This is a genomic window from Kitasatospora sp. NPDC004531, assembly GCF_053602195.1.
Genome location: NZ_JBSGDD010000024.1, coordinates 1 through 19064, shown reverse-complemented (window position 1 = coordinate 19064; position 19064 = coordinate 1). Strand labels below are relative to the sequence as shown.

General features: G+C 74.0%; 14 protein-coding genes. 13 read left to right on the top strand and 1 reads right to left on the bottom strand.

Annotation, left to right across the window (positions count from 1 at the left end):
- Positions 1 to 98 precede the first annotated feature (98 nt).
- Together ACWEMJ_RS12990 and argH are read left to right on the top strand one after the other, a co-directional pair.
- Entirely contained in the window at positions 99 to 1292 is a 1194-nt protein-coding gene (locus ACWEMJ_RS12990) for an argininosuccinate synthase (protein WP_452137070.1), read from the top strand.
- Between the two features lie 77 nt (positions 1293 to 1369).
- Positions 1370 to 2791, top strand: coding sequence for an argininosuccinate lyase (gene argH, locus ACWEMJ_RS12985; protein WP_452137069.1), 1422 nt, complete (start codon positions 1370 to 1372; stop codon positions 2789 to 2791).
- Between the two features lie 49 nt (positions 2792 to 2840).
- On the opposite strand, the gene ACWEMJ_RS12980 is transcribed toward argH, so the two are convergent.
- Positions 2841 to 4100, bottom strand: a complete 1260-nt coding sequence (locus ACWEMJ_RS12980) for a VanZ family protein (protein ID WP_452137068.1) — start codon at positions 4098 to 4100, stop codon at positions 2841 to 2843.
- A 131-nt stretch (positions 4101 to 4231) separates the two neighbouring features.
- Here ACWEMJ_RS12980 and ACWEMJ_RS12975 point away from each other — a divergent pair, with 131 nt between their 5' ends.
- The 11 genes from ACWEMJ_RS12975 (at position 4232) to ACWEMJ_RS12925 (ending at position 18973) form a co-directional block, all read left to right on the top strand.
- Entirely contained in the window at positions 4232 to 5596 is a 1365-nt protein-coding gene (locus ACWEMJ_RS12975; protein WP_452137067.1) for an FAD-binding oxidoreductase, read from the top strand.
- 292 nt (positions 5597 to 5888) lie between these two features.
- A complete protein-coding gene (locus ACWEMJ_RS12970) occupies positions 5889 to 6380 on the top strand; it encodes a GNAT family N-acetyltransferase (protein WP_452137066.1) in 492 nt (163 codons plus the stop codon).
- A gap of 460 nt (positions 6381 to 6840) precedes the next feature.
- Complete coding sequence (locus ACWEMJ_RS12965) at positions 6841 to 7866, top strand: methionine ABC transporter ATP-binding protein (RefSeq protein ID WP_452137065.1); 1026 nt, start codon at positions 6841 to 6843, stop codon at positions 7864 to 7866.
- Complete coding sequence (locus tag ACWEMJ_RS12960) at positions 7863 to 8612, top strand: methionine ABC transporter permease (protein ID WP_452137064.1); 750 nt, start codon at positions 7863 to 7865, stop codon at positions 8610 to 8612. Before ACWEMJ_RS12965 ends, ACWEMJ_RS12960 begins: the two co-directional genes overlap by 4 nt.
- Before the next feature lie 71 nt (positions 8613 to 8683).
- On the top strand, positions 8684 to 9526 hold the full coding sequence (locus ACWEMJ_RS12955) for a MetQ/NlpA family ABC transporter substrate-binding protein (RefSeq protein ID WP_452137063.1): 843 nt from the start codon (positions 8684 to 8686) through the stop codon (positions 9524 to 9526).
- 143 nt (positions 9527 to 9669) lie between these two features.
- Positions 9670 to 10296, top strand: a complete 627-nt coding sequence (locus ACWEMJ_RS12950; RefSeq protein WP_452137062.1) for a GNAT family N-acetyltransferase — start codon at positions 9670 to 9672, stop codon at positions 10294 to 10296.
- Positions 10297 to 10463: 167 nt separating this feature from the next.
- The gene (cbiE, locus tag ACWEMJ_RS12945) at positions 10464 to 11702 is read left to right on the top strand and encodes a precorrin-6y C5,15-methyltransferase (decarboxylating) subunit CbiE (protein WP_452137061.1); all 1239 of its coding nucleotides are present in this window, start codon (positions 10464 to 10466) and stop codon (positions 11700 to 11702) included.
- Between the two features lie 452 nt (positions 11703 to 12154).
- Positions 12155 to 15877, top strand: coding sequence for a nicotinate-nucleotide--dimethylbenzimidazole phosphoribosyltransferase (gene cobT / locus ACWEMJ_RS12940; protein ID WP_452137060.1), 3723 nt, complete (start codon positions 12155 to 12157; stop codon positions 15875 to 15877).
- Positions 15878 to 16004: 127 nt separating this feature from the next.
- Positions 16005 to 17234 carry a uroporphyrinogen-III C-methyltransferase gene (gene cobA / locus ACWEMJ_RS12935; RefSeq protein WP_452137059.1) on the top strand — a complete coding sequence of 410 codons (1230 nt, stop codon included), beginning with the start codon at positions 16005 to 16007 and terminating at the stop codon, positions 17232 to 17234.
- Between the two features lie 67 nt (positions 17235 to 17301).
- Positions 17302 to 18105: a TrmH family RNA methyltransferase gene (locus ACWEMJ_RS12930; RefSeq protein WP_452137058.1), complete on the top strand. Its 804-nt coding sequence runs from the start codon at positions 17302 to 17304 to the stop codon at positions 18103 to 18105.
- Positions 18106 to 18163: 58 nt separating this feature from the next.
- Positions 18164 to 18973, top strand: a complete 810-nt coding sequence (locus ACWEMJ_RS12925; protein ID WP_452137057.1) for a hypothetical protein — start codon at positions 18164 to 18166, stop codon at positions 18971 to 18973.
- Positions 18974 to 19064 lie beyond the last annotated feature (91 nt).

Genomic DNA, 19064 nt, shown 5'->3' with positions numbered 1-19064 from the left:
TTCCGAGCCCCGCATGCGCCCCCAGTTTGGCAATGCATACGCACTCGTGCATACTTATGCCTAACGCCGCATGAAACCTGTACTTGAAGGAGAAAGCCGTGACTGAGCGCGTCGTACTCGCCTACTCGGGCGGTCTGGACACGTCCGTCGCCATCGGCTGGATCGCCGAGGAGACCGGCGCCGAGGTCATCGCCGTCGCGGTCGACGTCGGCCAGGGCGGCGAGGACCTCGACGTCATCCGCCAGCGCGCGCTCGACTGCGGCGCCGTCGAGGCCGAGGTCGCCGACGCCCGCGACGAGTTCGCGAACGAGTACTGCCTGCCCGCCCTCAAGGCCAACGCCCTGTACCAGGGCCAGTACCCGCTGGTCTCCGCGCTGTCCCGCCCGGTGATCGTCAAGCACCTGGTCGCCGCCGCGCAGAAGCACGGCGCCACCACCGTCGCCCATGGCTGCACCGGCAAGGGCAACGACCAGGTCCGCTTCGAGGTCGGCATCCAGTCGCTGGCCCCGAACCTGAAGTGCATCGCCCCGGTCCGCGACTACGCGATGACCCGCGACAAGGCGATCGCCTTCGCCGAGGCCAAGAACCTCCCGATCGTCACCACCAAGAAGAACCCGTACTCGATCGACCAGAACGTCTTCGGCCGCGCCGTCGAGACCGGCTTCCTGGAAGACATCTGGAACGCCCCGATCGAGGACGTCTACGAGTACACCCAGAACCCGGCCACCCCGCGCGAGGCCGACGAGGTGGTCATCACCTTCGACGCCGGCGTCCCGGTCGCCATCGACGGCCGCAAGGTCTCCGTCCTGCAGGCCATCGAGGAGCTCAACAAGCGGGCCGGCGCCCAGGGCATCGGCCGCCTCGACATGGTCGAGGACCGCCTGGTCGGCATCAAGTCCCGCGAGATCTACGAGGCCCCCGGCGCGATCGCCCTGATCACCGCCCACCAGGCCCTGGAGAACGTCACCGTCGAGCGCGAACTCGCCCGCTACAAGCGCCAGGTCGAGCAGCGCTGGGCCGAACTGGTCTACGACGGCCTGTGGTTCTCCCCGCTCAAGCGCGCCCTGGACGGCTTCGTCAACGAGGCCAACCAGGCCGTCTCCGGCGAGATCCGGATGGTCCTGCACGGCGGCCGCGCCGTCGTCAACGGCCGCAAGTCCGACCAGTCGCTGTACGACTTCAACCTCGCCACCTACGACACCGGCGACACCTTCGACCAGTCCATGTCCAAGGGCTTCATCGAGATCTTCGGCATGTCCTCGAAGATCGCCGCCCGCCGCGACCTGGCCTGATCACCAGCACCGTTCCACCCGCCCCGGCCGCACCGCGCGGCCGGGGCACCGCCACAGCACTTGAAGGAGCCCACGCGATGACCGCCTCCCAGCCCGCAGACGTCCGCCTCTGGGGCGCGCGCTTCGCCGACGGCCCCTCCGAGGCCCTCGCCAAGCTGTCCGCCTCCGTCCACTTCGACTGGCGGCTCGCCCCCTACGACATCGCCGGCTCCAAGGCCCACGCCCGGGTGCTGCACAAGGCGGGCCTGCTCAGCGACACCGAGCTGGACGCCATGCTGGCCGGCCTCGACCAGCTGCTCGCCGACGTCGCCTCCGGCGCGTTCGTCGGCACCGTCGCCGACGAGGACGTGCACACCGCCCTGGAGCGCGGCCTGCTGGAGCGCCTCGGCGCCGACCTCGGCGGCAAGCTGCGGGCCGGCCGCTCGCGCAACGACCAGATCGCCACCCTGTTCCGGATGTACCTGCGCGACCACGCCAAGACCATCAGCGCGCTGGTCCTCGACCTCCAGCACGCCCTGGTCGGCCTCGCCGAGGCCCACCCGGACACCGCGATGCCCGGCCGCACCCACCTCCAGCACGCCCAGCCGGTGCTGTTCGCCCACCACGTGCTCGCCCACGTCCAGTCGCTGGGTCGGGACGCCGAGCGGCTGCGCCAGTGGGACGCCCGCACCGCCGTCTCCCCGTACGGCTCCGGTGCGCTGGCCGGCTCCTCGCTGGGCCTCGACCCGGAGGCCGTCGCCGCCGAACTCGGCTTCGAGCGCGGCTCGGTGGGCAACTCCATCGACGGCACCGCCTCCCGCGACTTCGTCGCCGAGTTCGCCTTCGTCACCGCGATGATCGGCATCAACCTCTCGCGGATCGCGGAGGAGATCATCCTCTGGAACACCAAGGAGTTCGGCTTCATCACGCTGCACGACGCCTTCTCCACCGGGTCGTCGATCATGCCGCAGAAGAAGAACCCCGACATCGCGGAACTCGCCCGCGGCAAGTCCGGCCGCCTGATCGGCAACCTGACCGGCCTGCTCGCCACCCTCAAGGCGCTGCCGCTGGCCTACAACCGCGACCTCCAGGAGGACAAGGAGCCGGTCTTCGACTCCTGCGACACCCTGGAAGTCCTGCTGCCCGCCTTCACCGGCATGATCGCCACCCTCACCGTGCACCGCGAGCGGCTCGAAGAGCTCGCCCCCGCCGGCTTCTCGCTCGCCACCGACATCGCCGAGTGGCTGGTCAAGCAGGGCGTCCCGTTCCGGGTCGCCCACGAGGTGGCCGGCGCCTGCGTCAAGGTCTGCGAGGCCGAGGGCATCGAGCTCTCCGACCTGACCGACGGGCAGTTCGCCGCGATCTCCTCCCACCTGACGCCGGACGTCCGCAGCGTGCTGTCCGTCCACGGCGCCATCGCCTCCCGCAACGGCCGCGGCGGCACCGCGCCCTCGGCGGTCGCCGTCCAGCTCGACGAGATCAAGCAGGACCTCGCCGCCCAGCAGGCCTGGATCGGCTGAGGCCGCACGACAGCGGGGGCCGGACGGTTTCGTCCGGCCCCCTTTCTCTTTAGTTGCCCGCGTTGGCGGCGAGCTCCTCGCCGGTGACCGCGTCGACGACGAACGGCCGTCCGGGCACGGCGGGGTCGGGGTCGACCACAAGGGTGACCGACCAGCACGCCCGCCAGCGGCCGTCCGTCTTCAGCGCCAGCAGGAGCGCGCCCTTGACCGGCCCGGGGTGCTTGGACGTCACCGCCGCGATCGCCGCCTCCTCGGTGACGGTCACCGCGGGCAGCTCGGGGTCGGCGACGATGCGCGAGTCGACCTGGGCGACCCGGCCGCCCGGGTCCACGTCGATGTCCAGCCGGACCGGCAGCAGCAGCCCGTCGGCGCGGTAGCGCCGGTACTGCACCGTCCGGCGGGCGGTCGCCTCGTTCGCCCGGTGGACCTGCACGCGCGCGCCGTCCGCGACGCCGGGGAACCACGTCGCGGCGAACGCGTCCGCCGCCGCCCGGGCCTCCTCGTCGGTGCCGCCGGTCGCGGGGGCGAACGGGATCAGCGACCCGTGGACGAGCCGGCCCGACGGCCACTCCAGCCGGAAAATGCCGGCAGGCGTGGTGACCACGAGCTCCTCCGGCGTCTCGCCCATCGCCGCCGAGTGCTTCACATTGACCACCGCCGTGCCCGGCCCGTACAGCAACTCGGCGTTCCGGCGGGCGAGTTCGAGCTGGTCCGGGTCGCGGGCCGGGGACAGCGCGGCGTCGCTCCAGGTCGGCGTCACCGCCGCCCGCTGCACCACCGCGGCCGGCGCCAGCAGTGCCAGCAGCGCCACCGCGCCCACCGACCAGTCCCGCCGCGACGGCCACGCCCGGCGCAGCGCCACAGCCAGCGCCACGCCCAGCAGCGCGCCGGCGGAGTTGGCCACGAAGTCGCCGGAGTCGCAGGCCCGGCCGATCCCCGGCGCCAGCGACTGCACGGTCTCGGTGACGGCCGACCACCCGACGCCCGCCGCGAGCACCAGCGCGGGCCGCCGCGTCGCGTGCGCGGCGAAGAACGCCACCGGAACGAACATCGCGACGTTCATCAGCCCCTGCTGGGTGGTGAACGCCGCCGTGAAGTCCCGGCTGTACAGGCACACTTGCGAGGCCGAGCGCGCCCCGCCGGTCGGGTACAGCGTCGCCGCCAGCATCCCGGCCGCCGACACCCCGCCGAGCACCGCCGACCGTCTGCGGGCCTTCGCCAGGAAGAACACCGGCGTTCCGAGCAGCAGGGCGGTGACCAGGAACGCGGGCAGCAGGCCGGGGTTCCCGTGGAGGATCGCGCGAATCATCGGGCCCCAGCATGCCGCGTGCCCGCCGGCGGCGGTCGCGAACGCCCGGATCCGCCGGTGATCTGCGTCACCCGGCGGATCGGCCGGGCCGCGCCGGAGCGGGCGGCGCGGGCCCGGCCTAGGCTGGATCCATGTCCGACGCAGCCGTGGCGCTGGCCGAGGGGTTCCGGGGCGAGATCGTGGTGCCCGGGGACGCCGGGTACGACCGGGCGCGCGAAGTGTGGAACGCGGCCGTGGACCGGCGGCCCGAGGTGATCGCCCGGTGCACCGGCGTCGCGGACGTGCTCCAGGCCGTCGCGGTGGCGCGCGAGCACGGCCTGCCGGTGGCGGTGCGCGGGGCGGGCCACAGCCTGGCGGGCCTGGGGACGGGCGAGGGCGTGCTGCTGGTCGACCTGTCCGGGCTGACGGGGGTGCGGGTGGATCCGGAGCGCCGGATCGCGCGCGCCCAGCCGGGGGTGACCTGGGGCGGCTTCGACCACGAGACGCAGGCGTTCGGCCTGGCCACGCCGGGCTCGCCGTACTCGGCGGCGGGCATCGCGGGGACCACGCTGGGCGGCGGCATCGGCTGGCTGTCCCGGGCGTACGGGCTGACCTGCGACAACCTGGTGGAGGCGGACGTGGTGACCGCCGAGGGCCGGCTGCTGACGGCGAGCGCGGCCTCGCACCCCGAGCTGTTCGCGGGCCTGCGCGGCGGCGGCGGAAACTTCGGCGTGGTGACCTCGTTCACGTACCGCCTGCACCGGGTCGGCCCGCACGTGCTGTGCGGGGCGCTGTACCTGCCGGGGGAGCGGCTGGCGGCGACGGTGGCGGCGGTGCGGGACTTCATGGCGCAGGCCCCGGACGGGCTGACGGTGGCCTGCGAGTTCGGCCGGCCGCGCGGGGCGCTGGAGCTGCCGGAGGGCCCTGCGGTGCGGATCGGCCTGTGCTGGGCGGGCCGGGCGGACCGCGGCCGGGAGGTGGTGGCCCCGCTGCGCGCGCTGCCGGGGGTGGTCGCGGACACCGTGCAGACCCGCCCGTACACGCTGTGGCAGCAGATGCTGGACACCGGGCGCGGCCCGGGCGCGGGCGTGTTCGGCCGCTCGGAGTTCCTGTCGGTGCTGGACGCCGCGGCGCTCGACTGCCTGGCCGAGCAGGTGGCCGCCCTGCCGTCGCCCGACGCGTACGCCCAACTGGCGTTCCTGGGCGGCGCGGTGGCCCGGGTGGGCGCGGAGGACAGCGCGTACACCCACCGGCAGGCCCCGTACCTGCTGAGCGCGGTGGGCCGGTGGACGGCTGGCCCGGCGGAGCCGCAGGTGGCGTGGGTGCGGCAGTGCTGGGAGGCGCTGCGGCCGTTCTCCTCGGGCGGGGCGTACGTGAACCTGATGGGCCTGGAGGGCCAGGGCCGGGTGGTGGAGGCGTACGGGCTGGCGAAGTACGAGCGGCTGGTGGCGTTGAAGGATCGCTACGACCCGGGCAACCTGTTCCGGGTGAACCAGAACATTCGCCCGAGCGGGTGAACGAACGGGCGGTGGGCGGGGTGGGCGTGACGCTCGCCACGTCGGGCGTCCGGGAGGTTGAGAACAGTGGTCGGCTGGGTAGAGCGCTGGCGAACGTCTCTCTTGACGGTCGCCCGACCGCCCGGATACTGAGCGTGAGCGCGTCAGTCCCGGCGTCTCGGACCACCGTCCGGTGGGACGCGTCGCGCTTTTCCCGGACCGGGCCGATCCCCGTCCGGGCACACCTCGGACAAGGCCGGTGCCAGACCCTCACTCGTGCGCGCCGGGCGATTGACGATGGAGGCCCCCGCACATGGGCATGAGTGTGATCATCGCAGCGGCACGACCGGACGAAGCGGAGCAGATCCTCAAGCTCCAGTACCTCGGCTACCAGAGCGAGGCGGAGCTGTACAGCGACTGGAGCCTGGAGCCGCTGACCCAGAGCCTGGAGAGCCTGCGGGCCGAACTCGCCGACCACCGCGTGCTGGTGGCCCGGCTGGGCGAGGAAGTGGTCGGCACGGCGCGCGGCTGGGTGGACGAGAACGGCGTCGGACAGATCGGCCGCCTGGTGGTGCACCCGCGGATGCAGCGGCACGGCCTGGGCCGCCGCCTGCTGACCGCGCTGGAGGAGCAGCTCGTCGAGGACGGCGCCAGCGGCGGCTTCGAACTGTTCACCGGCCACCGCAGCAACAGCCTGCGGCTGTACCGTCGGCTGGGCTACCGCGAGACCGAGGTGCGCGAGGTCTCCCGCCGGCTGTCCATCGTCACCCTGGCCAAGCCCGGCGAAGCCTCGCTGGCTGCCTGACCCGGGCCCCGTCGGGCCCGAAGCAGGCCCGAGCGACCCTCTGCGGCGCCCGTCCCGGACTTCGGGGCGGGCGCCGCGGCCTTGTCCCGCAAGGGTCGTGTCCGTATGTCGGACAGGACGTCCTGGGAGTTGGGACGTTCACCAAATGTCTGATTTACTGGGTTCCATGACCACGACGACGACATGCATCCCCACCGGCGCGACGCCGGCAGGTGAGCGCCGCATGTGCCGTCGAATGTGTTGTCGCTGAGAGCCTTCGCCCAGCGCGCCCGCTGACGTCCGTCCGCCCGACCCGTTGGGGTCCGCCCACGCGCGGCCCCGCCGTCCGGCAGCCATGATCGACAGGACGACAGCCCACCGGACTTCCCCGCGGCACCAGGTGCCGCTCTCCATCCTTGGCGCGGACGCCTCAAGATCCGTCCGCCGCTGACCATCCGCCGACGAGACAACGGAAGCAGCTGTGATCACCACCAAGGGCCTGACCAAGGTCTACCGCTCCCGGGGACGCGACGTCCGGGCGCTGGACGACGTCGACCTGCACGTGCGGGAGGGCGAGGTCTTCGGGGTCGTCGGCACCAGCGGCGCCGGCAAGTCCACCCTGATCCGGTGCGTCAACCTGCTGGAGCGACCCACCTCCGGCACCGTCACCGTGGACGGCGTCGAGCTGACCGCGCTGGCCGGCAGCGAGCAGCGCGCCGGACGCGAGCTGCGCGAGGCCCGGCGGCGGATCGGCATGGTCTTCCAGCACTTCAACCTGCTGTCCTCGCGCACCGTCCAGCAGAACGTCGAACTCCCGCTGGAGATCATCGGCCTGGACCGGCACGACCGCCGCCGCAAGGCCGCCGAACTGCTCGACCTGGTCGGCCTCGGCGACAAGGCCCGCAGCTACCCCTCGCAGCTCTCCGGCGGCCAGAAGCAGCGCGTCGGCATCGCCCGCGCGCTGGCCGGCGACCCCAAGGTGCTGCTCTCCGACGAGGCCACCAGCGCCCTCGACCCGGAGACCACCCGCTCCATCCTCAAGCTGCTGCGCGACCTCAACCAGCAGCTCGGCCTCACCGTGCTGCTGATCACCCACGAGATGGACGTCATCAAGTCGGTCTGCGACTCGGCGGCGCTGATGCGCGGCGGCAGGGTCGTCGAGAGCGGACAGCTCACCGACCTGCTCGCCGACGGCCACTCGCGGATCGCCCGCGACCTCTTCCCGCTGGGCGACTTCGGCGCCGACCGGGCCGACCGCACCGTCCTGGAGATCACCTTCCAGGGCGACGCGCCCGCCCAGCCGTTCGTCTCCCAGCTGGCCCGCACCTACCAGATCGACATCAACATCCTCGGCGCCGCCGTGGAGACCATCGCCGGCCGCCTGGTCGGCCGGATGCGGGTCGCCCTGCCCGGCAGCCACACCGACAACGTGGTGCCGATCGGCTACCTGCGCCAACAGGGACTCCAGGTGGACGTCCTCGACCTGTCGAACGGAGCGGCGGCATGACCTGGCAGCGGATGCAGGAACTGATGTGGCCCGCCACCTGGGAGACCCTGAGCATGGTCGGCCTGGCCGGCCTCGCCACCCTGGTGGTCGGCCTGCCGATCGGGCTGCTGCTGGTGCTCACCGACAAGGGCGGCCTGCTGCAGAACCTGGCCGTCAGCCGGGTGCTCGGCACGGTCGTCAACATCGGGCGGTCCATCCCGTTCGTGATCCTGATCGTCGCGGTCATCCCGTTCACCAAGGTGGTCGCCGGCGGCACCTCGCTCGGCTGGCAGGCCGCCACCGTCCCGCTCGCCATCGGCGCCATCCCGTTCTTCGCCCGCCTGGTGGAGACCTCGGTGCGCGAGGTGGACGGCGGACTGGTCGAGGCGCTCAAGGCGATGGGCGCCGGCACCGGCACCATCGTCCGCAAGACCCTGCTGCCGGAGAGCCTGCCCTCGCTCGTCTCCGCCTTCACCACCACGCTGATCGCGCTCATCGGCTACTCCGCCATGGCCGGCGTGGTCGGCGGCGGCGGACTCGGCGACCTCGCCATCCGCTACGGCTACCAGCGCTTCGAGACCGCCTTCATGTGGGTCATCGTCGCCGAGATCGTGCTGATCGTCACCGCGCTGCAACTGCTCGGCGACCTGATCGCCCGCCGACTCTCCCACCGCGGCAACTACCGCAGCCCGCTGAGCTTCTTCCGCTCCGCGAACGCGAAGCCGCGCGCCGAGGAGACCGACGAGGACCTCGCGTCCTCGCACTGAACCACCGCTCCCCACCGGAGCGGCCCCGCCCGACAGGGCTGTTCGCAAAAATCCGCAGAAAGGCACTTTTCGTGCGTAACGTTCTGAAGACCACCGTCCTGGCCACCACCGCCGCCGGCCTCGTCATCGGCCTCACCGCCTGCTCCTCCAGCGGCGGCAGCTCCGACTCCGGCGCCTCGGCCGACCCGAACAAGCCCCTGGTGATCGCCGCCAGCTCCACCCCGCACGCGCAGATCCTCAAGTTCGTGCAGGACAACCTGGCGTCCCAGGCCGGCCTCAAGCTGGACGTCAAGGAGGTCAGCGACTACGTGACCCCCAACACCACGGTCCAGGACGGATCCGCGGACGCGAACTTCTTCCAGCACCAGCCCTACCTGGACGACTTCAACAAGAAGAACGGCACCGACCTGGTCTCCGTCGGCACCGTCCACCTGGAGCCCCTCGGCGTCTACTCCAAGAAGGTCAAGAACCTCGCCGACCTCAAGGACGGCGCCCAGATCTCCGTCCCCAGCGACGCCACCAACGAGGGCCGCGCCCTCAAGCTGCTGGCCGACAACAACATCATCACGCTGAAGGACGGCGCCGGGACCACCGCCACCGCCGACGACATCGCCTCCAACCCCAAGCACCTGAAGTTCAAGGAGCTGGAGGCCGCCCAGCTGCCGCGCTCGCTCGACGACGTCGACGCCTCCGTCATCAACGGCAACTACGCGCTCGGCGCCAACCTCAAGCCGGCCACCGACGCGCTGGTGCTGGAGAAGGCCCAGGGCAACCCGTACGCCAACATCCTGGCCGTCAAGAAGGGCCACGAGAGCGACCCGCGGGTCAAGAAGCTCGTCGAGCTGCTGCACTCCGACGCGGTGAAGAAGTACATCGGCGACAACTTCCAGGGCGCCGTCATCCCCGCGTTCTGATCCCCGCCCAGCCCTCACGGTGCCCCCGGCCTCCCCGCCGGGGGCACCGTGCTGACGAGCCGTGAGGTGCGGAACAGGTACGCTGACACGCCCGGCAAGGGCGGGGCGTACGGTGTGTCCACGACCCGGCGAGGAGAGACGGCATGGTTGCGAACTTCCCCGAGACGGCCATCAGCACCGACCGGCTGCTGCTGCGCGCCCTTGAGGAGCGGGACGCCCCCGGCCTGACCGCCATGCTCTCCGACGAACTCGTCCAGACCTGGACCCAGCACCCCCGCCCCTACACCCCCGCCGACGCCCGCGACCTGATCGGCCGCCAGGCCCCGGAACGCCGCACCCAGGGGCGCGGAATCGTTTTCGCCGTCACCGAACACCTCACCCAGCGCCTGGTCGGACTCCTCGAACTCGACCGCACCGACTGGCACCTGCGCGCCACCGAGGTCCGCTACGTCACCGCCCCCTGGGCCCGCGGCGAGGGCTACGCCCCCGAAGCCGTCCTCGGCACCGCCCAGTGGCTGTTCGAGGACCGCGGCTTCCAACGCCTCGAACTGCGCACCGCCGCCGGCAACACCGCCGCCCAGCAGGTCGCCCAGAAGACCGGCGCGATCAGCGAAGGCGTCCTGCGCAACGCCGCGATAGTCCGCGGCGGGGAATGGGGCCCCGGGCCCGAGGAGCACACCGACCTGATCGTGTGGAGCCTGCTCCCCGAGGACCTCGACCCGCCCGAACCCGCCCACCCCGCCGACCGGCACCACGCGCTGCGCCACTGAACCGCGCGCCCCCCGGCACCCCGCCCCGCGCCCCGCACGCGCCCCGGGCGCGTGCCACTGCTCCGCACCACCCCCGCCAGACGGTAGCCTCTGCCCAGGGAACGCCGACCCACGCGATCGGCAGCTCCCACCAGGGGCGGAACACGGCGTAGGGAGAACAGCCGCAGATGGCTGACCGGATCACGGTCATCGGGTGGGACGGCACACCACTGACCCAGGCAGCCGCCGGCGCACTCGCCGCAGCCACCCTGGTCGCCGGAGCGGGTTACCAGCTCGCCGCACTCCCCGTACCCGAACGCGCCGAACGCATCGGCCTCGCCGACCTGCGGGCCGCCGCCCGCCGCCTCGCCGACCACCGCGGCACCGCCGTCGTCGTCGCCGAGGGCGACCCCGGCTTCTTCGGCGTCGTGCGCACCCTGCGCCGCCCCGAGTACGGCCTCGAACTCGAAGTGCTGCCCGCCGTCTCCTCGGTCGCCGCCGCCTTCGCCCGGGCCGGCATGCCCTGGGAGGACGCCCAGGTGGTCTCCGCGCACGGCGGACGGCTGCGCCGCGCCGCCAACATCTGCCGCGCCCACCCCAAGGTCGCCGTCCTCACCACCGCCGGCGCCGGCCCCAGCGAACTCGCCCTGATGCTGCGCGGCGTGCCCCGCACCTTCGTGGTCTGCGAAGCCCTCGGCACCCCCGAGGAGGACGTCACCGTCCTCACCTCCGAACGCGTCCCCGACCACGACTGGCGCGACCCCTCCGTGGTCCTGGTCATCGGCAACGTCCCGCCCACCGAGGCCGCCGCCGGCTGGCTGGCCGGCAAACCCCTCGACCACCCCGGGCCGCACCGCGGCTGGGCGCTCCCCAACCGGGCGTACGCCGGAGCGGACGCCGACACCAGGCGCCCCCGCGCACTACCCCCGCACGTCCGCGCGCTGGCACTCGCCCGCCTCGCGCCCACCCCCGGCGACCTGCTGTGGACCGTCGGCGCCGGCGACGGCGCGCTCGCCGTCGAAGCCGCCCGGTTCGGCGCCGCCGTGGTCGCCGTCGAGGCCGAACCCGCCGACGCGGCCCGGATCACCGCCAACGCCCGCAAGGCCGGCGTCGAGATCGAGACCGCCACCGGCACCGGGGAGGACGTCCTCGGCGCCCTCCCCGAACCCGACGCCGTCGCCGTCGAACACGGCGGCCCCGCCATGGTCCGCGCCGTCGTCGCCCGCAGACCCGAACGTGTCGTCGCCGTCGCCCGCAGCCTCGCCGAAGCCGCCGAGACCCGGCAGATCCTCGACGCCGCCGGCTACCGCACCGACGGCCTGCTGCTGCAGTCCGCCCCGCTGCGCGCCGAACCGGCGGGCGGCGGCGGACCGTCCTTCGGCAGGGGCGACTACACCCTGCTGATCTGGGCCGAACCCCAGGACTGAGCACCACCCCTCCGCGCCCGGCCGCACCCGCACCGCACACGACTGACCGTCAGACCCCGACGGTACGGTGATCCCCGTCGCATCCGGACAGGGTTTCGAGAACGGTTCGGCCGTGCCCGGTAGGGTTTTCCCCGGGGGCATCCCGTCAAGGCAGCAATGTGTCCGATTCGGCACGTTTGCCACCGATTTGACGCGCTGCAACCCGAACGGCCCACTTCGCGGGCATTCGACGCGGTGCGCACCAGCCCGGAAGAATGCCGCGAGGGTCCGAAAGCGGCCGTGCCGTCGTGCCGGTTGCCCGGGGCTGTCGTTGTTTCTGATGGCACGCCACCCCTGCGGGTGACGACCGATGAAGTAAGGGACGGGTCGGTGCGGCTCCGCCCCGGCGAAGTGGGCGGGACCCTCCGGGACACCCGCCGAGGACGCGCAAGCGGCCTGGAAGGAGCATTGACATGACCGACGGCGGCCACGCCCCCCACGCCGGTCCCCTCGCGCCCGAAACCGGGCCCGGCGGACCCGTCCCGGAGCACCACCTCGGCGCGCCCCTTCCGCCCGCCACCCCCGGATGGCACGGCGAACAGCGGCCCGCGTACACCTTCCTCGACCAGCCCGACGGCGACGAGGACGACGACGAGCTGCTGATGCCCGCCCCGCAGACCGCCTGGGGCGACGCCGTGCACGGCACCGTCGAGGCCGCCGACGCGACGGGGCAGGCCGCCGAGGAGCCGCCGGGCACCCCCGTCGCGCCGTCCTGGCCGCCGCTCGCCCCGCCGGTGCTCACCGCCGACGCGGCGGAGCAGGCCGCTGAGGCCGCCGCCGCGCCGCAGCCTGCCGCGGCCGCGCAGCCGACCGCTCCGCAGCAGCGCCGCCCGCTGCACGCCGGGCCGCCGATCCCGGACCCGTCGCTGATGACCGGCCACGTTCCGGTCCGCTCGCTGGCGGACCGGGGCCCGTCGACCCCCGGCGGCACGCCCGCGTTCGGGGTGCCGGCGGTCGCCGCCGAAACGGTGCAGCAGCCGCAGGCCACCCAGACCCAGCCGGTGCCGGTCCCCGCCCAGGCCGGGCCCGCCCCGATCCCCGTGCAGGCCGTGACGGTGCCCGCGCCCGTGCAGCCGCACGTGGTGGAGGCCGCCGCTGCCGCCGTCGTCGCGGAGGCGGCCGCGGCCGCGCCCGCCGAGCAGGCCGCGCCGGTCGCCGAGGCTGCTCCGGTTGCCGAGGCTGCTCCGGCCGCCCCGGTCGCTCCGGTCGAGGAGGCGCCCGCCGCCGTCGAGCCGGTGCCCGCCGCGGAGCCGATCGCGGTGGCGCCCGTCGCCGTCGAGGTCCCGCCCCAGCCCGAGGCCGTCGTCGTGCCCGCGCCCGCCGCGAGCCTGACGCCGGTCTTCGTGGAGCCGGTCGAGACCGCCGCACCCGCCAACGTTTCCGCGCCCGCCGCCGAGGCCGCGGCCGTGGAGACGCCCGCCGTCGCCGCCGAGCCGGTCGCCGCCGAGCCCGTGGCGGAGGCACCGGCCGCCGAGGCCCCGGTTGCGGACGCCCCGGCGGCGGAGACGCCCGCCGAGGTCGCTGCCGAGCCCGAGCCCGCCACCGAGCCCGAGGCCGCCGTCGAGGCCGAGCCGGTCGCGGCCGCGCCCACCGAACCCGCCGCCGAGGCGGTCGACGCACCGTCGGAGCCGCAGCCCGAGGCCCCCACCGCGGACGCCGCGCCGGCCGAGCAGCCGGAGGCCCCGGCCGCCGAGCAGACCCCGGAACAGCCCGCCGAGGCCGAGCCCGTCGTCGAGCCCACCGCGCCTGCCGCGCCCGTCGCCGAGGCCGCTGTCGAGCCGGCCGCCGAGGCCGTCGCCGAGCCCGAGCCGGCCGCCGACGAGGCCGCCAAGCCCGCCGGCCGGGGTGCGCACCGCCGCATCTCCGCGTTCCTCGCCGAGCCCGCCGGTCTCCCGGTGCTGCCGCCCACCGTGCCGACAGCCGCCCCGGAGCCCACCGCCGAACCCACCGCTCCCGCCGACGCGACCGACGCGACCGACGCGGCCGCGCCCGCCCAGGAGGCGGAGACCGCCGAGCCCGTCCAGGAGGCCCCGGCCGAGACCCCGGCCGCCCCCGTCGCCGAGACCCCGGAACCGGCCGCCGAGCCGACCCCCGCCGAGGCGGTCGAAACCCCGGAGCCCGCCGCCGGGCCCGAGGCAGCCCCCGAGGCCGAACCCGCCGCCGAGCAGCCCGCCGCCGTCGAGCCGGAGACCGCCCCGGAGCCCGCCGCCGAGGCCCCCGCGCCGGAGCAGCCCGCCGAGACCCCGGAGACCCCCGAGGCCGAGGCCGCCCCCGAGACCGCGGAACCCGCCGCCGAGCAGCCCGCCGCCGAGCAGCCCGCCGCCGAAGCGGCCGAGCCCACCGAGGCGACCCCCGAACCGACCGTCGCCGAAGAGGACCGCGGCCCGGCCGCCCCCGGCTTCGACGACGCGGGCCGCGAGGCCGTGCACCAGGTGATCCGCGAGCGCCGCGACGTCCGCAACGGCTTCCGCCCGGACCCGATCCCGCACGAGGTGCTGATCCGGGTGCTGGAGGCGGCGCACACCGCGCCCAGCGTCGGCTACTCGCAGCCGTGGGACTTCGTGGTGATCCGGTCCGCGAAGACCCGCCGCAAGATGCACGAGTTGGCGGAGCGCCAGCGCGAGGCGTACGCGGACTCGCTGCCCAAGGGCCGGGCGAAGCAGTTCAAGGAAATCAAGATCGAGGCGATCCTCGAAACCCCGGTCAACATCGTGGTGACCGCCGACCGCACCCGCGGCGGCCGGCACACCCTGGGCCGGCACACCCAGCCGCAGATGGCCCCGTACTCGGCGGCCCTGGCGGTGGAGAACCTGTGGCTGGCGGCCCGCGCCGAGGGGCTGGGCGTCGGCTGGGTGAGCTTCTTCGACGAGGAGGAGCTGGTCCGCGAGCTCGGCCTGCCCGACCACCTGGAGGTCGTCGCCTACCTGTGCGTCGGCTTCGTGGACGCGTTCCCGGACGAGCCGGAGCTGGCGCAGCAGGGCTGGGCGAAGAAGCGCCCGCTGTCCTGGGTGGTGCACGAGGAGCAGTACGGCAACCGCGCGCTGCCCGGCGAGGAGCCGCACGACCTGCTGTCCGACACGCTGCGGGGCATCCGACCGCTGGACGCCAAGGCGCTCGGCGAGGCCTGGGACCGGCAGAAGCGGATGACCAAGCCCGCCGGGTCGCTCGGCGTGCTGGAGATCATCGCGGCGCAGCTGTCCGGCCTGGCCCGCACCTGCCCGCCGCCGATCCCGGAGCCGGGCTGCGTGGCGATCTTCGCCGGCGACCACGGGGTGCACGCCCAGGGCGTGACGCCGTGGCCGCAGGAGGTCACCGCGCAGATGGTCGGGAACTTCCTGGCCGGGGGAGCGGTCGTCAACGCCTTCGCCGCGCAGGTCGGCACCGAGGTCTGCGTGGTCGACGTCGGCGTCGCCTCGGAACTCCCGGACGCCATCCAGCAGGGCCGCACCACCGGCCTGCTGCCGCGCAAGGTCAAGCCGGGCACCGACGACATGACGCAGGGACCGGCGATGAGCCGGGACGAGGCGGTGCGCGCCATCGAGGTCGGCATCGAGACCGCCCGCGACCTGGTCGCGGCCGGCAACAAGATCCTGATCACGGGCGACATGGGCATCGCCAACACCACCGCCTCCGCCGCGCTGATCTCGGTGTTCACCGAGACCGACCCGGCCGAGGTGACCGGCCGCGGCACCGGCATCGACGACGCCACCCACACCCGCAAGGTCGAGGTGATCCGCCAGGCGCTGGAGCTGCACAAGCCGGACCCGGCCGACCCGATCGGCGTGCTCGCGGCCGTCGGCGGCCTGGAGCACGCGGCCATCGCGGGCTTCCTGCTCGGCGCGGCCTCGCTCCGCGTCCCGGTGATCCTGGACGGCGTGATCGCCGGTTCGGCCGCGCTGGTCGCCAAGGCCATCGCGCCGGAGGTGCTGGCCGCCTGCATCGCCGGCCACCGCTCCGCCGAGCCCGGCCACCAGACCGCGCTCGCCCGCCTCGGCCTGCGCCCGCTGATCGACCTGGACCTTCGCCTCGGCGAGGGCACCGGCGCCCTGCTCGCCCTGCCGCTGGTGCAGAGCGCCGCCCGGGCGATGCACGATGTAGCCACCTTCGACTCCGCCGGAGTCACCGAGAAGGCCTGACCCACCCTCCGGCACCGGCCGCCCCCGCTCCACCGAGCGGTGGCGGCCACCGCCGGCCCGTACCCGGCCAGAGGGCGCGCCCGGTACGGGGCTCCCGCACCGCTGCCCAACCCAGGAGCTCCCGCCGATGACCGCGCCGCACCCGCACCCGTCCACCCAGGGCCTCACCCCGTACCCCGTCGGGCTGCTGCTGGCCGGCCGCCGCGTCGTCGTGATCGGCGGCGGCCAGGTCGCCCAGCGCCGCCTGCCCGCGCTGATCGCCGCCGGCGCCGACCTGCACCTGATATCCCCGGCCACCACCCCCGCCGTCTCCGCGATGGCCGACGCCGGCGAACTCACCTGGCACCAACGCCCGTACGAGGACGGCGACTTGGCCGACACCTGGTACGTCCTGGTGGCCACCGACGACCCCGACGTCAACACCGCCGTCTCCGCCGAGGCCGAACGCCGCCGGGTGTTCTGCTCGCGCAGCGACGACGCCTCCGCCGCGACCGCCTGGACGCCCGCCTCCGGCCACGACGCCGGCGCGACCGTCGCCGTCCTCACCGGCGACCCCCGGCACTCCGCCGCCCTGCGCGACTCCATCGTCGCGGGCCTGCGCGACGGCTCCCTCGCCGCCCGCCAGTACCGCGCCCGCGGCGCGGGCGTCGCCCTGGTCGGCGGCGGGCCCGGCGACCCCGACCTGATCACCGTCCGCGGCCGCCGCCTGCTCGCCGACGCCGACGTGGTCGTCGCCGACCGGCTCGCTCCGCGCGAGCTGCTCGCCGAACTCCCGCCGCACGTCGAGGTGATCGACGCCTCGAAGATCCCCTACGGCCGCTACATGGCCCAGGAGGCGATCAACCAGACCCTGATCGACCACGCCAAGGCCGGCAAGTTCGTCGTCCGCCTCAAGGGCGGCGACCCCTACGTCTTCGGCCGCGGCGGCGAGGAACTGCTCGCCTGCCTGGAGGCCGGCGTCCCCGTCACCGTCGTCCCCGGCATCTCCTCCTCGATCAGCGTCCCCGCCGCCGCCGGCATCCCCGTCACGCACCGCGGCCTCACCCACGAGTTCACCGTCATCTCCGGCCACGTCGGCCCCGGCGACCGCTCCCTCACCAACTGGCAGGCCGTCGCCGGCATGACCGGCACCCTGGTCCTGCTGATGGCCGTCGACAAGATCGCCGCCATCGCCGCCGAACTGCTCAAGCACGGCCGCCCCGCCGACACCCCCGTGGCCGTCGTCCAGGAGGGCACCACCTCCGCCCAGCGCCGCATCGACGCCACCCTCGCCACCATCGGCGAAACCGTCCGCACCGAAGGCATCAAGCCCCCGGCGGTCATCGTCATCGGCGACGTGGTCAACATCCTCGGCTGAACGCCGGTTTCGGGCCTCCGCCGGGAGGCCCGCCCCCACGACTCCTCCCACGTGCGAAAATCGTCAAATGTCCGCCCCCACCCCCGTCACCGACGCCACCGACCCCCGCCTGAGCGACTACACCGACCTCACCGACGTCGAACTCCGCCGTCGGCGCGAACCGGCCGAGGGCCTGTTCATCGCGGAGGGCGAGAAGGTCATCCGCCGAGCCCTCGCCGCAGGCTTCCGCATGCGCTCGATGCTGCTCACCGCCAAGTGGCTCGGCGTGATGTCCGACGTGATCGCCGACACCGACGCCCCCGTCCACCTCGTCGAGCCCGCCCTCGCCGAGCGCGTCACCGGCTACCACGTCCACCGCGGCGCCCTCGCCTCGATGGAGCGCAAGCCCCTCCCGACCGCCGCCGACGTCCTCGACGGCGCCCGCCGCGTCGCCGTGCTGGAGGGCCTGGTCGACCACACCAACCTCGGCGCGATCTTCCGCTCGGCGGCCGCGCTCGGCATGGACGCCGTGCTGCTCTCCCCGGACTGCGCCGACCCGCTCTACCGCCGCGCCGTGAAGACGTCCATGGGCGCCGTGTTCTCCGTCCCGTACGCCCGCCTCGACCCGTGGCCGGACTCGCTCGCCGCCGTCCGCGCGGCCGGCTTCGAACTCCTCGCCCTCACCCCGTCCGGCGCCGAGGACTTCACCGTCGCCAAGTCCCACCTGCTGCCCAGGGCGGCCCTGATGCTGGGCGCCGAGGGCGACGGACTGACCCCGAAGGCACTCGCTGCCGCCGACCAGCGGGTGCGCATCCCGATGGCCCACGGCATCGACTCGCTCAACGTGGGCGCCGCCGCCGCGATCGCGTTCTACGCGGTGAACCACGGCTGACTCCCGCCCCCGCCAGGGGAGTTGAGGGGCGGCACGGATCTGCGGTAGACATGCCGCCATGATCACCGACCGCACCGTGGCGCTGCGCCGCCTCACCTTGCCCGGCTACCGGGGCCCACTGCTGCTGGCCGCCCTGATGGCCGTCCTGGCGATGAGGCCCGACAGCGCGCTGCACAGCGGGGTGGCCGTGGCCGGTGCCATCGGCGGCATGATCGGGTCGGTGATCGTCATGGTCCCGCCGATGGCGGTCGTGCTCCTGCCGGTGGCGCTCCCGTTCCTGCTGGTCGGTGCGCTGGTGGTCGGCGCGACGATCACCAAGCCGTTCACCTGGCCGCACCGCCCCGGCACCAGCGCACTGCTCGGCCTCGCACTGGGCTGCGCCGCCGTCGTGCTGGGTCTCAGCGTCCCCGGCGAGGACTACGCCCTCCTCGGTGTCGGCGGATTCACGCTGGTCGGCCTGCCGTTCGCCTGGCTGCTGTGGCACCAGTGGCCGGTCGCCCGGAACGGCGCCAACCCCGCCGGCCGTTGGCGCTGGGCGGTCGCCCCGCTGCTGGTCGCCGTCACCGTGCTGACGGCCACCCGGACCGACCCCGCCGAGGCCCGTTTCGCGCTGGCCCGCCCGGCCCTGACCGACTGGGCCGAACACGCCCTGGCCACCGGCACGGCCGACCCGGACTGGGTCGCGGGCTACCTGCTCACCGAGACCGAACTCGCCGACGGCGGTGTGAAGTTCGCCATCGGCGGCGGCGGCCTGTTCGGTGACCACGGCTACGTGTACTTCCCGCCCGGCACCACCCCGCCCGCCGCCCGGTACTACCACTCGCTGGGCGACGGCTGGTACGGCTGGGACGACAGCGACCACTTCTAGTGCTTTGACCGGGATGGTTCGCCGGGTTGGTGCTGCGCGCGGTTGGATGTGCGGTGTTGCCCGTTGATCCGGACCGTTGGGGGTGTGGTGG

Coding starts and splice junctions, on each gene's coding strand:
- argH (WP_452137069.1), top strand. CDS start 1,370: ATGACCGCCTCCCAGCCCGCAGACGTCCGCCTCTGGGGCGCGCGCTTC.
- ACWEMJ_RS12980 (WP_452137068.1), bottom strand. CDS start 4,100: ATGATTCGCGCGATCCTCCACGGGAACCCCGGCCTGCTGCCCGCGTTC.
- ACWEMJ_RS12975 (WP_452137067.1), top strand. CDS start 4,232: ATGTCCGACGCAGCCGTGGCGCTGGCCGAGGGGTTCCGGGGCGAGATC.
- ACWEMJ_RS12970 (WP_452137066.1), top strand. CDS start 5,889: ATGGGCATGAGTGTGATCATCGCAGCGGCACGACCGGACGAAGCGGAG.
- ACWEMJ_RS12960 (WP_452137064.1), top strand. CDS start 7,863: ATGACCTGGCAGCGGATGCAGGAACTGATGTGGCCCGCCACCTGGGAG.
- ACWEMJ_RS12950 (WP_452137062.1), top strand. CDS start 9,670: ATGGTTGCGAACTTCCCCGAGACGGCCATCAGCACCGACCGGCTGCTG.
- cbiE (WP_452137061.1), top strand. CDS start 10,464: ATGGCTGACCGGATCACGGTCATCGGGTGGGACGGCACACCACTGACC.
- cobT (WP_452137060.1), top strand. CDS start 12,155: ATGACCGACGGCGGCCACGCCCCCCACGCCGGTCCCCTCGCGCCCGAA.
- cobA (WP_452137059.1), top strand. CDS start 16,005: ATGACCGCGCCGCACCCGCACCCGTCCACCCAGGGCCTCACCCCGTAC.
- ACWEMJ_RS12930 (WP_452137058.1), top strand. CDS start 17,302: ATGTCCGCCCCCACCCCCGTCACCGACGCCACCGACCCCCGCCTGAGC.
- ACWEMJ_RS12925 (WP_452137057.1), top strand. CDS start 18,164: ATGATCACCGACCGCACCGTGGCGCTGCGCCGCCTCACCTTGCCCGGC.